At 36.9% G+C, this 22,461-nt stretch carries 26 protein-coding genes and 1 pseudogene; 9 read left to right on the top strand and 18 right to left on the bottom strand.

Annotation, left to right across the window (positions count from 1 at the left end; genetic code table 11):
• Positions 1 to 63 precede the first annotated feature (63 nt).
• Positions 64 to 579: a YceD family protein gene (locus G3O09_RS10260; protein ID WP_163101397.1), complete on the bottom strand. Its 516-nt coding sequence runs from the start codon at positions 577 to 579 to the stop codon at positions 64 to 66.
• A gap of 191 nt (positions 580 to 770) precedes the next feature.
• On the opposite strand from G3O09_RS10260, the gene G3O09_RS10255 reads away from it, so the two are divergent.
• A complete protein-coding gene (locus G3O09_RS10255; RefSeq protein ID WP_163101396.1) occupies positions 771 to 1,997 on the top strand; it encodes a nucleotidyltransferase in 1,227 nt (408 codons plus the stop codon).
• Positions 1,998 to 2,071: 74 nt separating this feature from the next.
• On the opposite strand, the gene G3O09_RS10250 is transcribed toward G3O09_RS10255, so the two are convergent.
• Together G3O09_RS10250 and G3O09_RS10245 are read right to left on the bottom strand one after the other, a co-directional pair.
• Positions 2,072 to 3,091, bottom strand: a complete 1,020-nt coding sequence (locus tag G3O09_RS10250) for a SepM family pheromone-processing serine protease (RefSeq protein WP_163101395.1) — start codon at positions 3,089 to 3,091, stop codon at positions 2,072 to 2,074.
• Entirely contained in the window at positions 3,088 to 3,879 is a 792-nt protein-coding gene (locus tag G3O09_RS10245) for a patatin-like phospholipase family protein (protein ID WP_163101394.1), read from the bottom strand. Before G3O09_RS10245 ends, G3O09_RS10250 begins: the two co-directional genes overlap by 4 nt.
• 339 nt (positions 3,880 to 4,218) lie before the next feature.
• On the opposite strand from G3O09_RS10245, the gene ylbJ reads away from it, so the two are divergent.
• On the top strand, positions 4,219 to 5,436 hold the full coding sequence (gene ylbJ / locus G3O09_RS10240; RefSeq protein WP_163101393.1) for a sporulation integral membrane protein YlbJ: 1,218 nt from the start codon (positions 4,219 to 4,221) through the stop codon (positions 5,434 to 5,436).
• 389 nt (positions 5,437 to 5,825) lie between these two features.
• On the opposite strand, the gene G3O09_RS10235 is transcribed toward ylbJ, so the two are convergent.
• The 4 genes from G3O09_RS10235 to G3O09_RS10220 all read right to left on the bottom strand — a co-directional run bounded on the left by G3O09_RS10235 (position 5,826) and on the right by G3O09_RS10220 (position 10,449).
• A complete protein-coding gene (locus tag G3O09_RS10235) occupies positions 5,826 to 7,382 on the bottom strand; it encodes a putative sodium/potassium/calcium exchanger (RefSeq protein ID WP_163101392.1) in 1,557 nt (518 codons plus the stop codon).
• A gap of 252 nt (positions 7,383 to 7,634) precedes the next feature.
• Positions 7,635 to 8,117 (bottom strand): pantetheine-phosphate adenylyltransferase, encoded by a 483-nt coding sequence (coaD, locus tag G3O09_RS10230; RefSeq protein WP_163101391.1) that lies wholly within the window; start codon positions 8,115 to 8,117, stop codon positions 7,635 to 7,637.
• Positions 8,117 to 8,698 (bottom strand): 16S rRNA (guanine(966)-N(2))-methyltransferase RsmD, encoded by a 582-nt coding sequence (rsmD, locus tag G3O09_RS10225; RefSeq protein ID WP_163101390.1) that lies wholly within the window; start codon positions 8,696 to 8,698, stop codon positions 8,117 to 8,119. The genes coaD and rsmD overlap by 1 nt, the downstream gene beginning before the upstream one ends.
• 335 nt (positions 8,699 to 9,033) lie before the next feature.
• Complete coding sequence (locus G3O09_RS10220) at positions 9,034 to 10,449, bottom strand: stalk domain-containing protein (protein WP_163101389.1); 1,416 nt, start codon at positions 10,447 to 10,449, stop codon at positions 9,034 to 9,036.
• A gap of 234 nt (positions 10,450 to 10,683) precedes the next feature.
• On the opposite strand from G3O09_RS10220, the gene G3O09_RS10215 reads away from it, so the two are divergent.
• Positions 10,684 to 11,073 carry a DUF7147 family protein gene (locus tag G3O09_RS10215; RefSeq protein WP_163101388.1) on the top strand — a complete coding sequence of 130 codons (390 nt, stop codon included), beginning with the start codon at positions 10,684 to 10,686 and terminating at the stop codon, positions 11,071 to 11,073.
• A 430-nt stretch (positions 11,074 to 11,503) separates the two neighbouring features.
• Here the strand turns inward: G3O09_RS10215 and G3O09_RS10210 are convergent, their stop codons facing one another.
• Positions 11,504 to 11,779 carry a YlbG family protein gene (locus G3O09_RS10210; RefSeq protein WP_163101387.1) on the bottom strand — a complete coding sequence of 92 codons (276 nt, stop codon included), beginning with the start codon at positions 11,777 to 11,779 and terminating at the stop codon, positions 11,504 to 11,506.
• Positions 11,780 to 11,979: 200 nt separating this feature from the next.
• Between G3O09_RS10210 and G3O09_RS10205 the strand changes: the two genes are divergently transcribed.
• On the top strand, positions 11,980 to 12,309 hold the full coding sequence (locus tag G3O09_RS10205) for a hypothetical protein (RefSeq protein ID WP_163101386.1): 330 nt from the start codon (positions 11,980 to 11,982) through the stop codon (positions 12,307 to 12,309).
• 73 nt (positions 12,310 to 12,382) lie between these two features.
• Here G3O09_RS10205 and G3O09_RS10200 read toward each other — a convergent pair whose 3' ends face one another.
• From G3O09_RS10200 to G3O09_RS10185, 4 genes are all read right to left on the bottom strand, one after another.
• Positions 12,383 to 12,820 carry a YlbF/YmcA family competence regulator gene (locus tag G3O09_RS10200; protein WP_163101385.1) on the bottom strand — a complete coding sequence of 146 codons (438 nt, stop codon included), beginning with the start codon at positions 12,818 to 12,820 and terminating at the stop codon, positions 12,383 to 12,385.
• 69 nt (positions 12,821 to 12,889) lie between these two features.
• Positions 12,890 to 13,300, bottom strand: a complete 411-nt coding sequence (locus G3O09_RS10195) for a hypothetical protein (RefSeq protein ID WP_163101384.1) — start codon at positions 13,298 to 13,300, stop codon at positions 12,890 to 12,892.
• A gap of 57 nt (positions 13,301 to 13,357) precedes the next feature.
• Positions 13,358 to 13,597 carry a YlbE-like family protein gene (locus G3O09_RS10190; RefSeq protein ID WP_163101383.1) on the bottom strand — a complete coding sequence of 80 codons (240 nt, stop codon included), beginning with the start codon at positions 13,595 to 13,597 and terminating at the stop codon, positions 13,358 to 13,360.
• 12 nt (positions 13,598 to 13,609) lie between these two features.
• Positions 13,610 to 14,035: a YlbD family protein gene (locus G3O09_RS10185; protein WP_163101382.1), complete on the bottom strand. Its 426-nt coding sequence runs from the start codon at positions 14,033 to 14,035 to the stop codon at positions 13,610 to 13,612.
• Between the two features lie 165 nt (positions 14,036 to 14,200).
• On the opposite strand from G3O09_RS10185, the gene G3O09_RS10180 reads away from it, so the two are divergent.
• Positions 14,201 to 14,707: a PaaI family thioesterase gene (locus tag G3O09_RS10180; RefSeq protein ID WP_163101381.1), complete on the top strand. Its 507-nt coding sequence runs from the start codon at positions 14,201 to 14,203 to the stop codon at positions 14,705 to 14,707.
• A gap of 25 nt (positions 14,708 to 14,732) precedes the next feature.
• Positions 14,733 to 15,083 carry a hypothetical protein gene (locus tag G3O09_RS10175; RefSeq protein ID WP_163101380.1) on the top strand — a complete coding sequence of 117 codons (351 nt, stop codon included), beginning with the start codon at positions 14,733 to 14,735 and terminating at the stop codon, positions 15,081 to 15,083.
• Positions 15,084 to 15,162: 79 nt separating this feature from the next.
• Here G3O09_RS10175 and G3O09_RS10170 read toward each other — a convergent pair whose 3' ends face one another.
• A complete protein-coding gene (locus tag G3O09_RS10170) occupies positions 15,163 to 16,173 on the bottom strand; it encodes a CAP domain-containing protein (RefSeq protein WP_240338401.1) in 1,011 nt (336 codons plus the stop codon).
• A gap of 388 nt (positions 16,174 to 16,561) precedes the next feature.
• Here G3O09_RS10170 and G3O09_RS10165 point away from each other — a divergent pair, with 388 nt between their 5' ends.
• Both G3O09_RS10165 and ytvI read left to right on the top strand, forming a co-directional pair.
• Positions 16,562 to 16,924 carry a YugN family protein gene (locus tag G3O09_RS10165; RefSeq protein WP_163101378.1) on the top strand — a complete coding sequence of 121 codons (363 nt, stop codon included), beginning with the start codon at positions 16,562 to 16,564 and terminating at the stop codon, positions 16,922 to 16,924.
• A 129-nt stretch (positions 16,925 to 17,053) separates the two neighbouring features.
• Positions 17,054 to 18,112, top strand: coding sequence for a sporulation integral membrane protein YtvI (gene ytvI, locus G3O09_RS10160; RefSeq protein ID WP_163101377.1), 1,059 nt, complete (start codon positions 17,054 to 17,056; stop codon positions 18,110 to 18,112).
• Between the two features lie 156 nt (positions 18,113 to 18,268).
• On the opposite strand, the gene G3O09_RS10155 is transcribed toward ytvI, so the two are convergent.
• From G3O09_RS10155 to ctaG, 3 genes are all read right to left on the bottom strand, one after another.
• Positions 18,269 to 18,784 (bottom strand): hypothetical protein, encoded by a 516-nt coding sequence (locus G3O09_RS10155; RefSeq protein ID WP_163101376.1) that lies wholly within the window; start codon positions 18,782 to 18,784, stop codon positions 18,269 to 18,271.
• Positions 18,785 to 19,004: 220 nt separating this feature from the next.
• A complete protein-coding gene (locus G3O09_RS10150) occupies positions 19,005 to 19,466 on the bottom strand; it encodes a DUF420 domain-containing protein (RefSeq protein WP_163101375.1) in 462 nt (153 codons plus the stop codon).
• A 173-nt stretch (positions 19,467 to 19,639) separates the two neighbouring features.
• On the bottom strand, positions 19,640 to 20,533 hold the full coding sequence (gene ctaG, locus G3O09_RS10145; RefSeq protein ID WP_163101374.1) for a cytochrome c oxidase assembly factor CtaG: 894 nt from the start codon (positions 20,531 to 20,533) through the stop codon (positions 19,640 to 19,642).
• Between the two features lie 173 nt (positions 20,534 to 20,706).
• Between ctaG and G3O09_RS10140 the strand changes: the two are divergent.
• Positions 20,707 to 21,249, top strand: a pseudogene (locus G3O09_RS10140) (transposase); the annotation flags it as partial.
• 240 nt (positions 21,250 to 21,489) lie between these two features.
• Here G3O09_RS10140 and ctaF read toward each other — a convergent pair.
• Together ctaF and G3O09_RS10130 are read right to left on the bottom strand one after the other, a co-directional pair.
• Positions 21,490 to 21,825 (bottom strand): cytochrome c oxidase subunit IVB, encoded by a 336-nt coding sequence (ctaF, locus tag G3O09_RS10135; RefSeq protein WP_163101373.1) that lies wholly within the window; start codon positions 21,823 to 21,825, stop codon positions 21,490 to 21,492.
• A gap of 4 nt (positions 21,826 to 21,829) precedes the next feature.
• Positions 21,830 to 22,459, bottom strand: a complete 630-nt coding sequence (locus G3O09_RS10130) for a cytochrome (ubi)quinol oxidase subunit III (protein WP_163101372.1) — start codon at positions 22,457 to 22,459, stop codon at positions 21,830 to 21,832.
• Positions 22,460 to 22,461: the final 2 nt, after the last annotated feature.

Raw genomic sequence — 22,461 nt, 5'->3', positions numbered from 1 at the left:
TTAAAAATGAGCTAAGAAGTTATAAGGACCGGAAAATCCCGAATCTTCTCGTTTCTTGTTTCATCATTGCTTGTCGTTGTCAAAGAATTTTGCCAAGCCCGCAAGTCGTGGATCAACTTTCTTTTCCTGTTCTTCTTCCGAAATAACAGACCAGTCATTTCCAGACTGGGGGGTTGCTCCTTCTGGATTTGCGTCATCGCAAAAAACTTGCATAGGAACTTCGACCAATACATTCTCTTGTATTATCGGATAAAGATCAATAACATCACCTTTTACCACTGTCACATGTTCCTGTTCAGGATCATAGTCAGTTCGTAGTAAAAAAGTTTCTGTCGTTTTAACGTCAACTGGATATAATACATCAACAAGTGTACGTGAACACGGTAAAGTGAGTTTGCCTTCTATATGAATATGGAAGGTAATTTCATTTGTACCAATATCCACTCGACCAGTCACGTGTATAGGTGACACGGCACGAATTTGCTTATCGATGTCCATAACCGGGGAGACATCCACCTGTTCATCAAGAACGAGGCCTTTATCACGATATTTCTGAAGTTGAGTAATTGTCCATTTCAAATGAATCACCTCAAGGCAACAAAGGTAATTATAGCTGTCTATCTACCGTTTGTCAATATAATTTCTTTACAGTACAATGTAGTAGAAACCGAGCATTTATGGGCATTATGCCAGCCTCTAGAAAGGTTATCAACTGTATAATCATATATTTTACCACTCATTTTGTAAATTACAAACTATGGAGGAAATCAATGAAAGCGGTTGGGTTGGTAGTCGAATACAATCCTTTTCACAACGGACATAAATATCATTTACAAGAAAGTAAAAAATCAACTGGGGCAAATGTAGTTATAGCTGTCATGAGTGGCTCGTTTCTCCAAAGGGGAGAACCCGCCTTAACTAGTAAATGGACTAGGACAAATATGGCGTTAAAAGGTGGGGCAGACCTTGTGGTTGAGCTACCTTATGCTTTCAGTACGCAGCATGCGGAGCCTTTTGCCCTTGGATCCATCAAAATACTAGAAGCATTACATTGTGAATTCTTCTGTTTTGGGAGCGAATTAGGGGAAATCGCACCTTTTAAATCTCTATACCAAATCATGTCCCAAAAAGAGGACGAATATAACGAACGACTAAAATTTCATTCCTCTACAGGTAAGAGTTATCCAAAATCCGCTTCCCTTGCTTTTTTGGATATTGCTGGCGGTAATATTGAATTACCAGACCTATCGAAACCAAATAATATTCTTGGATATCAATACGTGAGAACTGCCTTAAAAAATGGATTCTCCATCCTACCTGCCACTATAAAGCGAATAAAAGCAGAGTACCATGATGATCGCCCAACGGATGATACCATTGCAAGTGCTACCAGCATTAGGAGCTGTCTTTTTGAAGATGGATCAGAAAGTCAAGCGTTAAGCAGTGTCATGCCTTATTTGCCTAAAGAAAGCGTTGCTGGTTTGGATCAGTATGTTCAAGAATTCGGCAAGCTGCACCAATGGGAGGACTATTGGCAAATGTTGAAATACAAGTTGATTAGTTCCTCTGTCCAGCAGTTGGCTGAACTATATGAAGTGGAGGAAGGAATAGAATATCGTTTAAAAGAAGCTGCACTAGAAGCTACTTCATTCCATGAATTTGTCTCGATTGTCAAAACAAAACGGTATACTTGGACAAGGATTCAAAGAATTTGTGTCCATATCCTTAACCATGTCACAAAGAATCAAATGACTGCTGCTATGAATGAAATTGGGCATATAAGGATATTAGGCATGAGTGCTACTGGACAACAATATTTAAGTATACATAAAAAAACAATTGAAATGCCTTTGTATTCAAAACTAATCAAGGATAAAACAACCTCATTAGCTTTGGATTATCAATCTGCAACCATCCATGCTTTAAGTCTGGATACTACATCACAACAAACTCTTTGGAAAAGAGAACTACAGGCTCCAATCAGACTTAAACAATGACAAAAAACCAGAGACAGTCTCTTAATGTCTCTGGTTTTTTAATAGAGAATGAATCTTCCCTCAATATGTATGTACTATAACTCCTCTAGACTCTCTAAATAACGAATCGCTTCATCAAATTGATCTACTGCGACAATTTTCATATCAGTTCCAATCTCTTTAGCGGTTTTTACAGCAATCTTATAGTTAGAATTTTTGATGCCCTTTTCATTTGGCGCAAAAAATATTTGTGCTCCTGATTTATCAGCAGCAATTACTTTTTGATCTATTCCACCAATTGGACCTATATTTCCATGTTCATCAATGGTTCCAGTGCCTGCAATTTTATAACCCTTTGTAATATCACCTTTTGTCAGTTGATTAAATACTTCTAAAGAAAACATGAATCCTGCTGATGGTCCTCCGATCGATTCAGACTCGATTGTGACAGGAGGATCGGTAATTACTTTACGATCATCGACTAGAGTGATTCCCATTCCTACCCGATTTCCAATTTTCTCAATCTTGCTCAGTTGTATGGTTTCTACTTTTTTTACCTTATCCCGGTTGAAAGTGACTTTTATTTTAGAGTTTGCCTTTTTACCACCTACATAGTCAATGAACTGCTTGGATGAGGTGAAAGAGAGATTATCGATTTGAGTGATTCTGTCTCCAGGCTGTAACTTGCCTTCAGCTGGCATTCCTTCTAAAACGTTGACAACATAAATCCCTTTGTATTTGATATCAATGGACCTACTGGCAAAAACATAAGCATTTATAATGGCTGCGTCTTTCGAACCTTCCATCATTTGCAATTGTCTAACAGTATACTCTTCCTCGGTTTCATCCTCAGAACGTATCATTTCTTCTGGATAAATCTCTTGGTACTTACTCCATTTTGCCATTAAATATGAATATATGTTTGCCTTACCCATCCTGATTGTTGTAAGCATGAAGCTTCCCTTTGCATCGTCAGCTCCCTCTACATGGACAATCGGCTCCAATTCCTGCGCCATGCCGGGCTTAGAAACATAAAATGGCAAAGTATAAAAAATAGATAATATGACCAGTAACATGATTGCAAGAAAGGAGCTTGCCTTCCATAATTGTTTCATTCCACACTTGACCCCTTCCAGTTTCCAATACATTCAATGATTGCATCAAGGTTTTTCCTTGCTTCATCCTCTCCAATACTAATTATTTCATCAATATTTGTAAATGCTTTTGAATTGTATTTTTCAACACGTGGGCGAATCATGATATCTGATGCAATCTTCTTTTGCTCAACTAATTCCATTTGAAGAATATCCAAGCTCTGCATGATTACATCATAAATAGAGGTTATCTCCATATCCTGCTTCACATGAGCGACATCGACCCCGATAATGATGTCAGCCCCCATTTCCTTTACTACAGATACTGGTACACGATCCACTACCCCACCATCCACCAACAGTCGATTGTTGATTTTTTCAGGTACGAATATTCCTGGTATGCTTATACTAGCTCGGACGGCTTCGGCAATAGGTCCTTCACTAAAAATCACTTTTTCGCCTGTTTTAATATCAGTTGTGACGATCCACAATGGAATATCAAGATCTTCGAGCCGTTTGTTCTTCGTGAAAATACGGATAAATTCCTTAACCTTCTTCCCCGAGATGAAGCCCATTTTCGGTACAGTAAAATCCAGAAAATATTTTCTCCTAAAATTATTGGATATTTTATATAGTTGTTCCATATCCGTCCCTGCCGCATAAAAAGCTCCAACTAAAGCTCCCATGCTGCTACCGGCTATATAATCCACTCTTATATTGTTCTCTTTTAGCACTTTTAAGACCCCTAAATGAGCAAAGCCCCTTGCTCCTCCAGATCCTAAAGCCAATCCTATTTTTGGCTCTCTCACAGGTTGTCACCTCTTTACATGGTTCCATTTTGACATTGCTACTAATAATCGGTTAACAACTAGTCCTATGATGTTCTAAAAACGCTTGATGGAAAGTATATTTTCTTATACAAGGACAAGACTGCTTTGAAGCTTGTAGTATTTAGATAGGTCTTAAAAAAGTAGCTTACCCTTATAAAATGTACCCCCTGACAGACGTGTCAGAGATAGATAACGGATTCAATCCCTCATGTTACTGAATATTTTAACATTTCTATTCTCATAAGAAAATGTCATCAAATTTCATGCATGGTTTGGACTATTAAACTCATGTAGATTTATTATAAGGAGGCACAATTCTTGGATAAGTCCGTCATCAAAACTCTCCTGTTGGCAATGTGTGCTACATTGTTTGCGGGATCATTAATTGCCTATCCGCAGGAAGCCTTCGATGCCTCTATACGCGGACTTACGATGTGGTGGGAAATTGTTTTCCCATCCTTACTTCCTTTTTTCATCGTATCAGAAATGTTGATTGGATTCGGAGTCGTGACTTTTATTGGAGTACTCCTGGAACCTTTAATGCGACCTTTGTTTAAGGTGCCAGGAGTGGGTGGTTTTGTTTGGGCAATGGGAATGGCATCAGGTTATCCTTCCGGCGCTAAATTGACCGCTAGACTCCGGCAAGAACGACAATTGACTAAAGTCGAAGCGGAAAGATTAGTTTCCTTTACAAATTCTTCAAATCCTTTATTTATATTCGGTGCAGTTTCCATTGGATTTTTTCATAATCCTAATTTAGGGATTATTCTCGCCATTGCTCACTATGCTGGGAACTTTTGCGTAGGACTAATCATGAGATGGCATGGTAAGGACCATTCGAAGGGTATCCAGCATACAAATAAGGTTTCATTGAAGACTGCCATCCGTGCATTACATCGTACCAGATTAAAGGACAAAAGACCCATCGGCAAACTACTTGGTGATGCAGTTACATCCTCCATTCAAACCTTATTGATGATTGGTGGGTTCATTATACTTTTTTCCGTCATTAATAAGCTCTTATATCATATGAAGATTACAGGAATAATTGCAAATGGGATGGAAAAACTCTTTTTTATTCTAAATATTCCCGAGGTATTTAGCATTCCTTATATCTCTGGTTTATTTGAAATCACATTAGGGTCTCAAATGACCAGTCAGGTTCAAGACGTCACACTTATGTTCCAAGCAATCGTTGTAAGTTTCATCTTGGCTTTTAGTGGTTTTAGTGTACAAGCACAAGTCGCTAGTATACTTGCTGAAACTGATATTCGATTTTTCCCTTTTTTCATTGCAAGAATCATGCATGGTACCATTGCAGGACTTATTACTCTAATCATATGGAAACCTGTATATGAGGGACTGCATTTTAAAGAAAAACCATCTCATGCTGTTCCCGTATTTGGAGATGTGACTTTAGGTTGGATGGGGGAAATCCTTCTATTTTTCAGTAAATACGGACCTCTCATTACTATCTCGTTCCTCTTATTGTATTGTTTCATTTATGCTAGAAAAACGGATTTATTTAAAAGATAGTTTTTATTTTTCAGATTTCGACTAAAGTTTAATTCATACTTATAAGACGTTTACATTAGTTTGCTTCAATAGAAAAAGAGCCATTATTAAATGGCTCTTTTTTCATCCATCATCATTGTATGCATGTCTCCTTGTTGTTTTTTAAATGATTCCCATTAAATTAATTACTCAATGTTCACAATAAAAGGAATGGGTATTTGTTATCTTTGAAATTTAAATATAGGAAATTTCTATTCAGTATCAAGATGATTCTTCTGAACCCGGTGATTCTGATTCTTCTGAGATCGTTGATATTTTTAGTGTTAGTGTTTCTTCACGTAAAGACGTTCCTTCAGGTACCGAAGATGGTACCTCTTTTTCTGTCGTTCCTTCTGCTTCTGGCGTTCCTTCTATTCCTTGTTCTTGTTCTTGTTCTTGTTCTTGTTCTTGTTCTTCTTATGCTTCTGTTGTTCCTTCTGCTTCTGTTGTTCCTTCTGCTTCTGTTGTTCCTTCTGCTTCTGTTGTTCCTTCTGCTTTTGGCGTTTCTTCTTCTTCTTGGTCCCTTCTGCTTCTGGCGTTCCTTCTATTTCTTGTGCTTCCTCTACTTCTGGTGTTCCTTCTGCTTCTGGAGCTTTCTCTGTTACTGGTGTACCTTCTGCTTCTGACGTACCTTTTGCTTCTGGCGTTCCATTTGCTTCTGACGTGCCTTCTGCTTCTGGCGTTCCCTCTACTTCAGATGTTTCATCTGCTTCTGGCGTGCCTTCTGCTTCTGGTGTTCCTTCCGCTTTTGGAGTTTCCTCTGCTTCTGGCGTTCCCTCTACTTCTGGTGTTCCTTCTGCTTCTGGCGTGCTTTCTGCTTCTGGAGTTTCCTCTGCTTCTGGTGTTCCCTCTACTTCTGGTGTTTCTTCTGCTTCTGGAGTTTCCTCTGCTTCTGGTGTTCCTTCTGCTTCTGGCGTGACTTCTGCTTCTGGAGTTCCTTCTGCTTCTGGCGTGCTTTCTGCTTCTGGAGTTTCCTCTGCTTCTAGCGTTCCCTCTACTTCTGGTGTTCCTTCTGCTTCTGGCGTGCTTTCTGCTTCTGACGTTCCTTCTGCTTCTGGAGTTTCCTCTGCTTCTGACGTTCCCTCTACTTCTGGTGTTCCTTCCGCGTCTGGAGTTTCCTCTACTTCTGGAGTTTCTTCTGCTTCTGGAGTTTCCTCTGCTTCTGGCGTTCCCTCTACTTCTGGTGTTCCTTTTACTTCTGGAGTTTCCTCTACTTCTGGTGTTCCTTCTGCTTCTGGAGTTTCCTCTGCTTCTGGCGTTCCCTCTACTTCTCCTTCCGCTTCTGGAGTTTCCTCTACTTCTAGCTTTCCTTCTGCTTCTGGAGTTTCCTCTGCTTCTGGCGTTCCCTCTACTTCTTGTGTTCCTTCTGCTTCTGGCGTTTCCTCTATTTCTGGTGTTCCATCTACTTCTGGTGTTTCTTCTGCTTCTGGCGTGCCTTCTGCTTCTGGCGTTCCCTCTGCTTCTGACGTTCCCTCTACTTTTGTCGTGCCTTCTACTTCTGGCGTGCCTTCTGCTTCTGGCGTGCCTTCTGCTTCTGGCGTGCCTTCTACTTCTGGCGTTTTCTCTGCTTCTAGCGTTTCATCTGTTCCTGGTGTTTCCTCTGCTTCTGAAACTTCCTCTGCTTCTGGCGTTTCCGCTGCTGCTGTGGTTCTCTCTACTGTCGGGACTACCACAGCTTCTGTGGTTCCCTCTACTATCGGGGTTCCCGCTGCTTCTTGGATCCCCACTGTTACTTCTATTCTTAATGTTCCTATTACACCACTAAGTGTTTCTGTATATTCATCAAGCAATTCTCTGTATTTTTCATATTTCTCTTCATAATTTTCATCGTACTTCTTTTCGTACTTCTTTTCGTCCCTCCTTTCGCACTTCTTCTTGTACTTCTTTTTATACTTCTTTTTATACTTCTTTTTATTTTTATCAGACAATTCAAACCCTCCCATTCTATAACTAAAATATGACGAAATAGAAAATTAGGTTTGGGCAATTCCTTGATTTGTTTAAAGATGTAAATATAGATTTTTTCTGTACAAAACCATATCTGTTATTTCATTTTAATATTCCAGTTTTGCTTTGACGATTACATGATTCGTGTGTCTTTAGTAGCTTAAAAAAAGAAGTATAATGCAAAAAGGAAGCCAAAATAAACAGTAATATCTGCTTATTAGCTCCCTTATCTTTTATCCTTTATACTTTTGATTTAATGCTTCTTGAACTGGCTTTGGAACAAGCTCTGATATATCTCCACCATATTTAGCCACTTCTTTCACAATACTTGAACTCAAGAATGAATACTGATTGTTCGTCATTATGAAAAACGTTTCGATATGATCGTTTAATCTTCTATTCATTGATGTAATTTGCATTTCGTATTCGAAATCCGAAACAGCTCTTAATCCCCTAATAATCGCATCTGCTTTAATGCTTGATGCATAGTCGACTAATAAACCTTGAAAAGAATCGACTTTGACATTTGGAATATTCTTCGTGACTTCACGAATCAAGTCCATCCTTTCATCAACCGTAAATAGAGGCTTTTTTGATGAATTATTCAACACGACCACATAGACCTCGTCAAATACTTTTGCTCCACGTTGAATAATATCTAGGTGGCCAAAAGTAATCGGATCAAAACTACCTGGACAAACCGCTATTTTATTCATTATTGCACCTCGTTATGTTCGATACCATTACTAATTTGGTAAATGGATATACCTATCATTCCATACGTTTCATTCCTTGTTTGCTTTAATGCTCCTACTTCTTCCGGCAATACAATATCCGAGCCATGTTCACAAACTATGTAACCGCTTACTGTAAGAAGTTTATGCTCTTCAATGAATGAAAGAATATCAATCAATTTTTGCTTTTTATATGGGGGATCCAGCACGATTAAATCAAAAACCAACTCTCTTTTTACCAAGGCTTTTAAAGCTCTTTCCGAGTCATTTTTGTAAACTTCGTATTGGTCCTCACTAACTTTGCATGCGTCCAGGTTTTGTCGGATTGTTTGGATGGCTTTAAATTCACGATCCACAAATATCCCTTTATCCATTCCACGACTAATGGCTTCTATTCCAAGACCACCGCTTCCTGCAAACAAATCTAAAACTGTACCACCTGAAAAGTATGGTCCAATCATATTGTAAATGGATTCTTTTACTTTATCCGTCGTCGGTCTTGTCGTGTTCCCAGGAACAGACTTTAAAGGTCTCCCTTTAAACTCTCCAGATACGACTCTCATGTAACTCACCACATTTTTCGACATTTTTTAAATCTATACTATCCTACCATATTCCAATTGAGGAGCCAATATCAAACACCAAAACTTCCTATATAAGCATTTTTCTTCAGTTTATTAAACGATATTCACGTATAACATAAAATAAAATGGTCATACTGTTAACTAACAACATCTCCAATCGAGGATGTTGTTGCCAACCGCGGAGAAGGCTTACGTTTCCCCATAAGTTCTTCCTCCGGTTTCTCCTCTCCCTTTCCCTTCTATCCTTTAGGAAATAGAAGGACCCTGCAAGTATATACTTGCAGGGCTTTTTTATATTTTTTGAATTATTTTCTTTACTCATTGCTAATCTGGATGACCTTGTCTCCCTTTAAGATATTCACCCTAAAAATATCAAGTAACCAATCTTCGGTAATATAAATACTACCATTCACAGCCTTTAATGGATTGGTTTTCACTCCATAATCGTCTCCATTAATCATGAATACGTTTTTATTCAGGTAGAACCGTATTAAAGAATTATTCTTATTTACCAATACTTGATTTTGATCAATGACATGATATTCATATCCTAACTTATGAATAACGGGATAGAACGGGTACAAGCTTTGGTTTTGTACCATGATCATTTTTTCTTTAACTTCACTATCATTCACCTGCATCAATCGATTCTCAACAAAAAATAATGGACTTAAACCTGCCTTCTCAAGTTTATTATTTGCAAAAAAATGGCTCTCTCTTCCTTTTGCCTTGGTTAGGAATTCATCTAATAGTTTTGCAGATAGAAACTGACTATTATCAGTATCCGTTAATAATTGCTTTAATTCATTTTCCGCTAATTCTGATCGAATAGCATCTGCCATCAATTGAGACTTTTCTCCGCCGAACTTTCGATTATATTTTAAATTACCTAAGACGTACATGATCCATTTTTCATCTTTGTTTTCAAAGTTGAATAGTGATTGAAGATCTAAGGTGAAGAGTTGTTGTAAAAGCCTATCTGGTTTAGAAACGTCCGAACTAATTACGAAGCTGTCAGATATATATTCTGGATGTGTGTTAGTAACAATTAAGGTTAGCACTTTATTATTAGGTAAAATAGCCAATGTAGATTCTATTTTATTTAGATCCACATATTGACCCTTTTCATAATAGAGCTTTAATCGATCTGATTTTTGAAGCTCCATCTCAACAGGTGAATAATATAGCGCGAACATATTACCAGATTGTTCAAATACACTATATTCAATATAATCCTTTTTTGTTTTACCTATTAAAGGAGCACTGGAAAACCAATATGCTGGCCGACTAACTGTTGATGTGATTTCTACGCGCGATTTTTCGAATTGAATGTTTTTCAAACTCAGAAAAACACGATTGTAAAGAGTTGATTTGTTAATTGTAGGTGCAGTAAATTCATATGTGAAAACGACCTGTTTTTGATTATTCGGTATTAAAAGATGATTCTCCTTATCCCATTTGCATTCCGTTTTTTCGTCATATGTACAAGTAAACTTTATCTTTCTTAGATTTTCGACTATATAGGATTCCTCTTGTAAGCCACTAATCTCGTGATGGATAGACAGTACTTTCTCTGATTGTTTCATTTTAATTTTTTGATAAACGTCTGACCTTTTTTCAGCTTGAGTATCTATCCCAGGTGACGCAGAAAAGAGATTCCATTGCCAAAACAGCATTCCACAAATAGTGATTGAAATTAGTAATAATGTAGTCAGGAATGTGCGGATCATTTATTCATTACCCCTTGCTTATTTTCCTACTACTAACTTACCAAATATTCTTCAATTTCGTTATCTATTTTTTTACAAAATCAGCACTTTTACTTATTTTCACTAATTTAACGGTTCAAAAATAATATAAATTTTATCATATAGGCATTTAAGGGGATGTCTTTAGACTTTCCTTTTCAATCAACATAAAACATGATAAAGTTAACGCTTGAAGAGCCTGAAAGGGGAAAAAAGATGATTCAACGTTTTATTGAACTTGGTCAAGGATATTCAGATTTATATGAATTATTGGAGGTTGGCAGAAATAATCAACATAGAGTACTGAGACTGCTTGCCATGCATAGTACTTTTGAAGATAAACCAGTTACTTCACTAGCAATTGTGCTAACGCCGACTAATCCCGGAGATTTCCAACCAATCTATATGTGCAGGGAAGGAATACCTAATCCTACCATAACTCCTAACAAACGCTACGATTTATTTAACGAACTATCTTCAGGGTTGGAGGTGCCAATCATTCAATTAGAAGTAAAATCATCCCATTACTTTGTGGATAAAGAATTATATCATCAATATTTGATTGGGATCTTACGATTAAACCATCTGATAGCTCCAATGAAATAATTAGAAAAGCGCAAGCGCCCCACTATTAAGGAACGTCAGCTAAAATCCGCCACGTCCTGTGGAAGTCCAGCATAAGACGAGCCAGCTGGAAGGTTGGTTTTTACCTTCCGGACGGCTTGGCTTATGACCTCGAGGCCGACTAAAATCGCCACGTCCTGTGGCGACGTCGGCACTAGCACATCCTGTGCGTCGTCGATGGCGCTCGAAGCTAGACAACACGAAGAACGATAGTGATTCGATGTTGACTTATCGTACGGAGTGGGAGGAAGCATACTAGTCGCTGGGCGCTGTCCGACAAAAACGCCACGGCCGCATGTCTTGTCGGCACTAGCAAGTCCTGTGCGTCGGAGCTAGACACTGCTCTGAATAATAAAGCTATACATATTTTTTGTACAAAAAAACGAGAAGACTTTTTCATCTTCTCGTTTTGTTATATTCCTAACTTGTAATCATACTCTTTTGCTTTATCCGGACGAGAATTCTCGTATTCTGTCTTTAAAAAGGGTTTATACGATACATCCACACGTTTAACGAATGAGAATGACTTTAATTTCTCGACGGTTGAATCCACATCTTCCATATTTGTATAAATCACTACATATTTCAATTTTTTAGATACATAATGAATATTACCAAATCGTCTTAGCATCTTCACTTGTTTTAATGTATGTAGATAGGCAATGATTCCCTGTCTGGCTCCAATCATGAATAAAACTCCCATATTAAAGATTTTAACCCGCATTGATTGCTGGTGGACCTTACTACCATTGGTTGATGAAGCCCTTTTCATTTCAATGTTTGTCTACAGTGTAGCATAATTTTTCTCTATCTATCAATATATATTCCTTTGGATTGATACACCTTCATCCACAAACGTTACTACAATAGAAATAGAGGAGTGAGACTATGGATCTTGATTCAGTTTGGGAGAAATATTTAAAGTTATTACAAAGACATACAGATATTCAAAGCGTGCACTATAAGAAAGTGGCAGGCATCCCATTCCTATACATTGCTGTTACTAATCCAGCCATTTCAATGGAGACCATCCTTAAACATATGAAAAAATGTTCGGCACTAGTCATGAAAGGGAAACAATTGCATTGTGAAACAATCTATTTTAGGCAGCAAGATCTTTTATTTGTATTCAGGCACCGATTTTATGTTCCACAGAGAAAAATGTTCTGCTGTGGGAATTTATGTCCCGATTGCATCCGATTTAAGGATGAATCTTAATCATTAAAACTTAGCTGATAAATATTATAAAGTAAAAAAAAAGAGAATACTCATAGCATTCTCCTTTACTTTATTAAGAACAGCCGCAACTTCCACCAGTGCCACAACCACCGCTGCAGCTTGATTGAAAGAAAGGGCTTCCTGTTGGTACTTTAATATACTCTGAAACAGATCGGCCAATAATCATGCTGATTTCGTCTAGTACCGATTGAAGGGTTGTTTCTGCCTTCTTGAAAGCAGCTATAGATGGATGCAAATCCATTTCCCTCTTTAGTTTCCTTGTTTCATCACTTACTCTCTTATAATCGGGATGGTACTTCCCAAAGCGTTGTACTTCTTCGTATGCATCCTTTATTTTTGTAAAGGCTTGGATTTTTCTTTGGGCTTCTTTGTCACTTTGGAGCTTATATAATGATATGAAGTAGTCCTCGCCGATTTCAGATTCTATGATCATGGCGGCAAGGTCTTCAGAAAATTGTAGAATTTCGACTCTTTCCATAGTAGCAAGCATGATTAAGCTCACCTCCAATGCCATTTTACCATGATAAACGATAAGATGCGAATACTTGATTTCCAATCCTCATTGAATTTGTATGGCTAGTTTTTTTCGTATATATTTCCTATCACCATCTTTGAAATGCAATGCAATAGTATGATTCCCTTTGCTTAGTCCTTTAATAATAAAGGCTGCAGTAGTCATGTCACCATATTTTTTCCCGTCAATCAACACTTCAATTTTGGCTCCTGCTCGTCCTGAATTTTGAAAAGAAGCACCTTTTACATAACAATCTACAAAAACATCATTACCCCTGACAAAATATTTAACCTCCCATCCAGTTTGATTTGTTAATATGGGGCTGGTTGCCTCTACTGATTTTGTCTCGAGTTGTAGTTCATCCATACCAATAATCTTCGTTTCCGGTTCAGGGACTTTTTCCTTACATCCAGTCAAGGCAACAATAGCAATGATGAATAAGATACATTTTTTCACACGAAAACCTCCTTTTGCCTTATCGTTTGCAAAAAGAGTGAATTTTATCTATCGTGTTTACTTTCCTACATTCATGGTCTGTAACATATTCAACATAATATTAGCCATTTGGACCCCATTTGAGAGTTGGGAAACACGGTGTGGAATCGATTTTTTGAAAAAATACTTCGACTCCGTTTCCATTTTTTCCAATTCATGAGGATTTCTCATTAACTTTCGATACCATAAAGGTTGTGTTCGGATATAGTTTTTTAAATCTTCATTCGCTTTAATGATGTCGTAAATGTCCTGTCTCATCACAATCCTCCTTTAATCCTTCCTAAATGAAAATGGATGGGGAGTTTTACTCTGCTCAACTTGTTTCGTATCAGTAGTTTCATTTGATTGAAATTGTGAAATCACACCAGAAATTGCACCGAGTGCCTGATTTAAACTTGATACATGTTGTTGTATTTGGTTGATATCCATATTTTTTAATGATCCCAATATAGAAGAAAGAAAATCTGTTTTATTGTCTGCCGATTCATCTTGACCATTACTCTTTTTTTGCTCTGTGGAAACAGCTACTTCATCTTCATAGGATTTCCACTTGGAACTTTCTTCGCCAAGTAAATACCACTCTTCAAATACTTCCTGCCACGTTGTTTTTCCCTTTCGAACTTCACTAATCAATGAAGGATGCTTTTTGACAAATTTCTTAAATTCTTCAACAGATGCACTTTTTTTCTTAGTCATTTCCTTCACCCCAATCTTATGACTAATGCCTATAACACATTATGCAGACTCCATAGATGTGTGCATGGGCATACTTTAATCTGAGCAAAAAAACTTTTTTGACGTTTTTTTACATGTATCTCTATAATAGATAGTGAACTACTCTTCAGTAAGGAATATTAATAAGTGAAAGAAGGCAAGTACATCAACATGAATGATCAATTAAAAAGCACTCTATTACATATCATTGAAAATGGAAATGAAGAAGAATTAGTAGCTATTAACGCCTTTTTACAGGGTGTTGCCACGAGAAAGGGAAAACAAACTACATATATTAACTCGATGTTCCAATTTAGCCACGGCTGGGAAGGTGAAAAATTCATCATGAAAATGCCAATCAACCCACTTACGTTCAATAACTTAGGAATCGTACATGGTGGTGTAACTGCTACTCTTATTGACACTGCAATCGGTACACATGCTAACTTAATTCTTGATGAACATTTAGCAGCTGTAACAACTGACTTGCAAGTAAGATATTTAAAAGTTGCTAGTGGCAAGGAGCTGATTTGTGAAAGCACCCTCCTTCATAAGGGAAGGCAAACCATCGTCCTTGAAGGAAAAGTAATGAGAGATGACGGCACACTTTGTGCGGTAGCAACGGGGAATTTCTTTATTGTTCCAAGAAAATAAGATTTTTTAATTGTGGAGGGAAAAGATGGTTACAGCAATCGTCATTCCAATCATATGTTTCTATTTTTATTTTTTGACCAAAAAGGAAATGAAACAAAACAAAGCTCAGTGGTTATCTTGTGGACAGGTTAAGGAAGAGTCAATAATCGAAGGTGTCGTAGAGGACATATCCCAGTACAAAGAACGATACTATCGTCAACACTTTATCATGGTGACAAAATTACTTGTTCGTACTAATGGGAAAAAGTATATTGTACAATTTAACACACCCATTGAGAAGGATTTGGAACCTCCTATCCTATCCTCCCAACAACAGGTTATATTTTATGGATCGTGGAAGAATGATATATTTCATGCGAATCGCTACGTTTCATAAAATTAAAACTGCTTGGACATGGATTGATAAAAAAGAGGCTGCTCCAAAGTCCAACAATCGGAACTTTTAGAGTCAGCCTCTACTCCATTTTCTTAATGAAATTCTGTGTGAAATATTTTTGATAAACCCCGACACCTAAATGGGTAAATTCTTCATTTAATAATGTTTCACGGTGACCCTTACTATTCAGCCAACCTGAAACTGCAGCAACGCCATCAACGTAATGGGCTGCAATATTTTCCCCCGCCATTAAAAATTGGACATCTCCCTTAGCAAGCCGATCTCCGAGTTCACCATTGTTTGGTGATGTATGAGAGAAATAATCTTCAGTAAACATTTCTTGACTATGTCCATATGCCACTTGGGCAGTTTGGTCATCCCATAATAATGGATTTAAACCATGCCGTTTACGAATGATATTAGTGATATCAAATATTTGTTTTCTATCACCTGCTTCGACTGCCGCCCATTCATTGTCAGACAAGACAACATCCTCCGTCAATTCGCCCCGATAAATTAACTCATAAGGTCGATGCTTTATCAACGTTTCATCATCAATAAACCGTATGCTTGAAATTTGACTTGTAAACTTGTCTAAATAAATGACTGCATATATATCTCCTATTTTAACTAGTGGCCTCATATGCATATCATCTTCGGATAATTCAAATCTATAAGAGCTTTTATCTGTACTTAATTCAACAGAGGATTCCACAAAAACCGTTTTGTAAATCTCTTCTACAGATTGTCCAATCCTAAAAGGTTGTACATTTAACTGTTCGCCTAAACCATAAACTGAAACAACCTTCCCGTCTTTAACTGCAGCTTGCAAATACGTCAAATCGTTTTGATTATAAATCCACCAATTGTATCCATAAGCAGAATAATCGACCCTCGAAGGTTTACCAAATTCCAAAACCAACTCACTAGTGGGCTTACCTATTAAAGTTGCCACACCAGTATCTGGTTTTTCCAGTATACCTTCAGCATCATCATTTTGTGGATCAACCTTGACTACTGAATTTTTTTTATTAACTTCATTATTTTGAATTAGAAGTTCATTATCATTTTCTTTAGTTCCTACATTCAAGTAAATCCCTATCAAGAAAATAATAGAAGCGAGAAATAATATTTTACTTAAAGATCGCAGCGTGAAAGCCCCCTTTCCTAATAAGTTCTATATCAATAAATACCGATATTAATATATATTATTATTGTATTTCATTAAATATTATAACACTTGAAAGGTTTATTTTGATAGAGTCCATAAACGGCTACATATATAGAAGATGTACTTTTTGTGAATAGTACAAAACTAAGTGTATACACATTGCATGTTGAATCGATTCATACTATTATTATACAAGAGGAAAATTTGTAAAAGGTTCACGCATCACAGGAAATTGGTTACATACATAGTTAACTTCCTTAGATGTACATTTTCCGTACGAGTATGATCATATAGGAGGATGCATATTATGAGATTTGAAAACACAGGTCTTGAAACAATTAAAGCCGATTTAAATCGACTTGACGAAATTATGGATGACCATGGCTTGGTTCGTGCTGAGCAATGGGATTACGAGCGTGTAAACTATGACAGAAAATTTGACCTAAAAGAAGGAGTATTCTACCTTCGTGTTCAAGGTTACACAGTAGAAGGCGATGTAGGGGCTCATAGAGGGATCATTCAATTAATTACTCCGCTGTTAGGAAAGCATTATTATCCACACGGAGTTGAGTATGGAGAAGGAGAAAGCTTCCCACCTACTCTTGTGAAACAATGTGAAAAAATTCTTGCTGATGTAAAAGCAGATATCGCTAAATTTTCAGAACTATAATCCATCATAAGAAAAAGCGCATGTTATTAACATGCGCTTTTTGATTATTTATAAGAGAATCTTATTGTGGAAATATTCATAAAAACTTATAATTTAATTAGAATTCATATGTTAGAAAGGAGAAGTAATTTGGCGAATTTTTTCACTAGAAAAAAAGTAATGATTGTTTGCGCCATACTGCTTCTTATTGTCGCTTGCTATTATATTTTGCCCGTTTCAGTACCGCTATTGGCGGCTTTTTTTACAGCTATTCTCCTAGAACCGATTACAAAAGGAATTCAAAAAAGATTTCCTATTAAACATAAATTGTCTGTGATAATTGTTTTTATAGGCTTTATTGCATTTATCGGAATTACTAGCTATTTTATCGTCACAAAGGTTGTGACTGAAGTGGTAGAAATTGCTCAGGAGACTCCTGCTTATGTAAATGAAGTGAATAAGGCTTGGCTGAAATACGAGAAAAATTTGGTGAACGCGTCAGAAGATATGCCTGAATATATCGTTACTGAATTAAGTGGTCAAATCCAAAAAACCTTAAATCGTGTTAAAAATGATTTAACAAGTTCAATCAATATTCAAAATGTTACGAATATAGTTAAAGAAATTCCTAATTATATGGTCAGTTTCCTAGTATTTTTGATAGCATTATTTTTATTTATGCTAGATTTCCCAAGATTGCGTGTAAAAGCATACGAACACCTTTCAGAACGTACCGCCGATAAGGTGCATTTCATGTCATCCAGGTTTTCCTACGTAGTATTTGGCTTCCTAAAAGCTCAATTCTTAGTCAGTGTCATCATTTTTATTGTTTCACTTATTGGACTGTGGTTCATCATTCCAGAACTAGCCCTTGTAATGTCTCTTTTAATATGGATTGTTGATTTTATCCCCTTAATAGGAACCATTATCATTTTAGGACCGTGGGCATTGTTCCATCTAATAACAGGTGATACTAGTCTAGGGACTCAATTATCGATTCTAGCAGTAATCCTACTAATCATAAGAAGGACTGTCGAACCAAAAGTAATGGGAAGCCATATCGGACTTTCCGCACTGTCAACACTAATTGCCATGTATTTAGGTCTGAAAATTCTTGGAATACTTGGCTTTATCATTGGCCCTCTTTTACTGATTGGATTCAATTCCGCACGAGAAGCAGGAATCATCAAATTCAAGTTTAAAATATAATATCTTATGCAACGATTAATGTAAACTTTTTAGAGGGTGACCCAAATCTATGTGTCAGCTCCACGATATCAATATATTTTATAATGGATGTATACCTTTCCGTTATACTGTATATTACATGTGGGGTCAGACCTTATTGAGTCACCCTTTTTCCTTTCACTCTAGCTCCTCCAAGTCCAAAATCCAGACTAAATAGGGGTCTTCTCTCTTTTTCAGCTTGAATCCCACTTGTCTTAATAATTGAATCCGGTCTTGATTTGAAGTATTGGTCTCCATTTTAATTGTTTCCAATGAATCTAGGAAATGTTTGACAACGAATTGTATAAAAAGCAAAAAGCATTCTCTAAAATAAATTTGCTCATCTTGTTCATCTACCAGTCTAATCTCTAGGACACCTTGCTTTGTATCAACTTCATCGATAAATAATATGATATCCCCTATCATTCGCTTCTTTGGTAAATCGGCTGCTAACCATAAGTGAAGAGTATCAATTTGCAACGATTTATTTTCAAGATAAACAGGTAAAAGACTTCTAAACCTATATGAGGGCCAACCGGTCGGTATATCTATTGGAGACCTGGCAATTAATTCTTTCCGGTGCATCAAAAGAGATTTTGCCATATCAATGGAGCAAGACAAGATGATAATATTTTCAGTTTTGTAGTCTTTCAATCTGTCTCCTCCTCCTTATCTTCTCTATAACATCATGGTTCTTTTCCGTAGACTAAGTAATAAAGAATCAATTAAAGAGAAAGGCGGTAGTTAAACAATTTAGCGTATCATTCATGTGATGACCATTAATGATTGAAGAAAAAAAAATTCTGCCTATATACATTGTATTCGGCAGAATCTTTGTTTCATTCCATATTATAAGATAAAAGCTAAGGTAACCTTAAAAGCCTAGAATGGCTTTTATTACTGAAGTTGTTTCTCCACCCTTATAAAATACATAAAGTAAACAATAAACCGCAACACCAGTTATCGCAGTGAAAAACCAAATAATACTAGTGGTCGGGCCTATTTTACGATGTAGTTTCAAGTTATTTTTAAATCCAGAAACGAGCATTGTTATACCAAGCGCTGCACCTACAGTCGCTAAAGTGATGTGAAAAATCAAAAATATCGTGTAATAAATTTTTATATTTTCAGGCCCACCAAATGCGGTATTACCGATGAAGATCGTACGTGATGCATAAATAACAAAGAAAATGATAGCGAAAACAGCAGCAAGCATCATTGTCTTCTGATGTTTCTCAATCCTTTTTTGCTTGATTTGCCACCAGCCAATTGCCACTGTTAAGGCACTTAGCACAATAAAAGACGTGCTTATCGTAGGTAATATAGGTAAAGACATTATTTCATGATCGCCCTCTCATTATGTATTCTAATACATTTTATTAAAGTAATTGAAAGAATTCAATAAAAGCCCTAAATGTTCAATGATTTGACATAGAAACTTGCCTTTTACTTCTCGAACTATAGGACTGATGACAAGAAAAAGAAAAAAGCATCCTATTTAGAATGCTTTTATTCGGCTGGTTGAACTTCAGGAAGTGGATCTATTTTTTCTCCTTCAGATTTATACCATCCAAAAAAGATGTAAGCCAATACAAAACCAAATACGACTTCTTGGATGACCTTCATAATGATTCCACCGGTTCTTTGATCCTCATGAAGAGACAACCAATTGAACATTTCTGGCCCACTTAATGTAATTCCTTGCAGAGTAGATGATGGAACACAAAGTTCCAATGCTTGTGCCCATGCTGCCGGGTTTGAAAAAGTATTATACATCGGTGTTTCTGCAAAGATAATTAACCCACACGCAGGTGTAAGTAGTATTCCATTTGCAAAAACATATCCAATTCTTTTTATACCGTAAAGCTCTTGATATTCCTCTAAATTATTCACGAGTGGCCACCACATGAACATGGCAGTAAGAAATAATAGGACTGTATAAGTCGCATGAATCCACATATCCGTTTTAACGAAATCAAATACTAGGGGAATGTGGTATATGGAAAATACTGAATTGAAAACAATTAACGCAATCAAAGGCTTAGTCACAAAATCAAACACTTTACTGACACCATTAAAGGATAAAAAACCCCTCCACATCCAATGTGGGATTGCCAAAATTAACAATGGTGGAATGACTAAATACAAGATGGCCATTTGTGTCATGTGTGCACTGAACATAATGTGCCCTAATAAATCCAATGGTGACCCCTTTATGATATATAAAGTGACTATTGAAACAATAAACAAGATTGCTTGCTTATTTGTAAGTCGCTCACTATCCTTAGAAAGTTTTTCTCGATATTTAGTGGCAGCTAGAAAAAATAGGATTGACACTATTACTAGAGAAATAAAGAAAAAGGGACTCCATAAAGCTCGAAAGCCAAATATTTCAAGTGACAATTCTGATCACACCTCTTTGTGTTCATATCTTTTTACCCTTCTCATTATACAAGAATATTAAATGACATTCCAACCTAATAACATAAGGAAATAATATGATCAATTCAATAGACACAATTTAGACTCATTTTAATGATGGATTTAACTATTTACCATCTTTTTTGTGAATTTAAGGATTCGGCTTTCATACAGAAGTCCCTCATTTCTCTACCTTCGGTAAAAATTATGAGCGTCGTTATCAAGACTCCGAAGTTTTTGAACACATTTTCTACCGTATATTAAAAGAAATCATGGAGCTTGGGATTCTGCATGCAGATCATATCTTCATTGACTCCACTCATGTCAAAGCAAGTGCGAATAAACGAAAATACAATAAGAAAGTGGTTCGAAAAGAATCACGTGCCTATGAAGAGAAGCTTCAATTAGAGTTGAATATAGATCGAGAGGAACGTGGCAAAAAGCCTTTTCCTCCGGAAAAATTTGAAAAGGAAGAAGCGAACCAATTAAGACACTTTAATGAAGTTAAACAAATATATGCGAAGCGTAAGGAAACGATTGAACGGGTCTTTGCGGATGCGAAAGAAAAGCATGGTATGCGTTGAACAACCCTAAGGGGACTAAAAAAATTGTCTATGCAGGCAATGCTTACTATTGCATCCATGAATTTAAAAAAGCTAGCCACTTGGACACATGAAAAGTTGCATGACATTAGTTGATTGGAGCGGAAGGCGCTTGACTCCTGGGGAATTAGCGTTACAGGCGAGACCCCGCAGGAGCAGTAGCGACGAGGAGGCTCGGCGAACGCCCCCCGGAAAGCAAGCGCCTGGAGCGGAAATCAACCTTTTCTCCTACAATACATATAAAAAATGACAAAAGGTATCGAGAGAGCATACTCTCGATACCTTTTGTCGACAATCTGAATCGGCACATATTGTGCCGATTTTCTAAAATATCTATTACCACCAAACGATTGTAACAAATGTTAGTACTGTAATTAAACCTACTCCAAGGCCAGTGTATAGGAATAAAGCTGGTGCCTCATGTCCTTTGTGACTCATATGCATGAAGTAGTATAGTTGGAAAATTACTTGAATAACTGCTAGAAGGACAATAAATGGTACGATAAACCAGTGAGAAAATCCTTCATATCCTACTGCAACGAACGCAACAAGCGTTAAGAAAATCATTAAGGCGAATGTGATAACTTGGTATCTCATGTCCTCAGCATTTTTCTTACGACGGTATTCAAGGTCAATTTTTGGATTAGTTGAATTTACATGATTATTTGCCATCAGGTTATCCCACCATTCCCATTAAGTATACGACTGTGAAAATGAATACCCAAACTACGTCGATAAAGTGCCAGTAAAGACTTGCAATGTAGAACTTCGGTGCATTGTATAAGTTCAAGCCGCGTTTTGCATTACGAACCATCAAAGTAGTGATCCATAATAAACCGAACGCTACGTGTCCTCCATGGAATCCTACAAGTGTGTAAAAGGCTGAACCAAATGCACTACTTGTAAAAGTATGATGGAATTCGTGCACATAGTGATTGAATTCGTAAATTTCAAGACCTAAAAATCCTAAACCTAATATTACAGTAACAAGTAACCATGCTTGCATTCTTTTGAAGTCATAGTTCTTCATATGATACATTGCATATACGCTTGTTAATGAACTAGTTAAAAGAAGCATTGTTGCGACAAAAACCAATGGAAGCTCGAATAAATCTTTTGCAAGTGCGTGTTCAGTACTTGGAACTCGATCCTTTAAAGCAAGGTAAGTAGCAAATAAGGAAGCAAACAATACTGTTTCCCCACCAAGGAAAAACCAAAAGCCTAAGAACTTATTTTTCCCTTCCAAAGTAGCTTTTTCAGGAGAAGAAGGCCACGTTGCTTCAGTGTATTTTTCTTCAACGTGCATGA

This window comes from Peribacillus alkalitolerans (assembly GCF_010882125.1).
Classification (GTDB): Bacteria; Bacillota; Bacilli; order Bacillales; family DSM-1321; genus Bacillus_BN; species Bacillus_BN alkalitolerans.
Note: the sequence above shows the minus strand (reverse complement) of the source record. Positions and strands in the feature narration are given on the sequence as shown.